The sequence below is a fragment of the Myxococcus vastator genome (assembly GCF_010894475.1).
GTDB classification, from domain to species: domain Bacteria; phylum Myxococcota; class Myxococcia; order Myxococcales; family Myxococcaceae; genus Myxococcus; species Myxococcus vastator.
Genome location: NZ_JAAIYB010000874.1, coordinates 1 through 1,125, shown reverse-complemented (window position 1 = coordinate 1,125; position 1,125 = coordinate 1). Strand labels below are relative to the sequence as shown.

1 pseudogene is annotated in these 1,125 nt (G+C 71.5%); it reads left to right on the top strand.

Annotated elements, in window-relative coordinates:
* Positions 1-119: 119 nt before the first annotated feature.
* Positions 120-1,125 (top strand): annotated as a pseudogene (locus G4D87_RS38015) (hypothetical protein); the annotation flags it as partial.

Below are 1,125 nucleotides of genomic sequence, written 5' to 3'. Positions count from 1 at the left end.
GTGGCGCTTCCTGGGCGGCAAGCTGTACGCGGTGGGGCAGGGGGGCACGCTGCTCTTCCCGACGGCGGAAGGGACGCTGCGGCCAGGCGCCTTCGCCTCCGTGGGACTGGGGGTGGACAATGCGCGCTGAGCGGCCTTTGCGTGGCGGGCTTGGCCTTGCGCTGGCGGTGGCCCTCCTGGCCTCCGGGTGCGCCTCACTGTCCGCGAGGCCGGGCCAGGCGGGCCGTGGGGCCGTCCTGGCCTTCAGCCCCGTCTCCGTGCCCTCCCAGGCGGCGAGGAGCGCGGCGACGGGTGTGTACCAGGGGGAGGCGTCGGGCTCCGCGGATGGGACGCCAGAGCCAGGGCCGATGGGCTTTCGACGTGGAGTCATCGGCAGGGCCCTCCACGAGGAGGGAGCGCGCGGCACGGGCGGAGAGGGCGGAGCCTTCGCTTGTGGCGGCAAGGCCCTACCTCCGGGCTGGCCCCGTCTGGCCCAAAGCCGGGAGGTGCTGGCGCCCTTCCTGGCGTGTGCCTCACCCGCGGAGTTCGTGGCCATGCAGCGCGGGGTAGGGGACATGGGCGCGCTGGTGCAGTCCCTCTATCCCTGGGACGCAGTCCGGCTGGGCGCCCTGGGGCCGATGGACGAAGACGCCTCGGCCGTCCTCAGTCGCAAGCGCGCGGACTTCATCGTCACAGCCGTGGAGAAGTACGGCGTGCCGTATGCGGAGGTGTTCTCCCTCTTCGTCCTGCACTCGGCCTTCGACGACGAGCTGCGCGAGGTGGTGCAGCGACTCGCCCGCGACAAGCAACTGGGCGAGACGCTGGGGGCCATGGCCGCTGTCCGCGAGGAGCTGAAGCGGCGGGGCATGGAGCTGGGGGAGTTCCCGGAGCGGGGAGAGAACGCTCGCGATGTGCTGCGGGGGCTGGGTCGAGCGGGCCGGGACATGCTCTCCAGCACCTTGGTGAGCGGTGAGGCCCGGTACACGGAGCTCATGGCGATGCGTGGGCAGATGCCGTCGCCCTACCAAGCCGCCATCGATGAGGTGGAGAAGGCCCTGATGGAGCGGCACTACTCGCCGGGAAGCCTCTCGGCGGGAGCCTTTGACTCCCTCACCTTCGGTGTGCCGGTGGGCTTCTACCACCTTG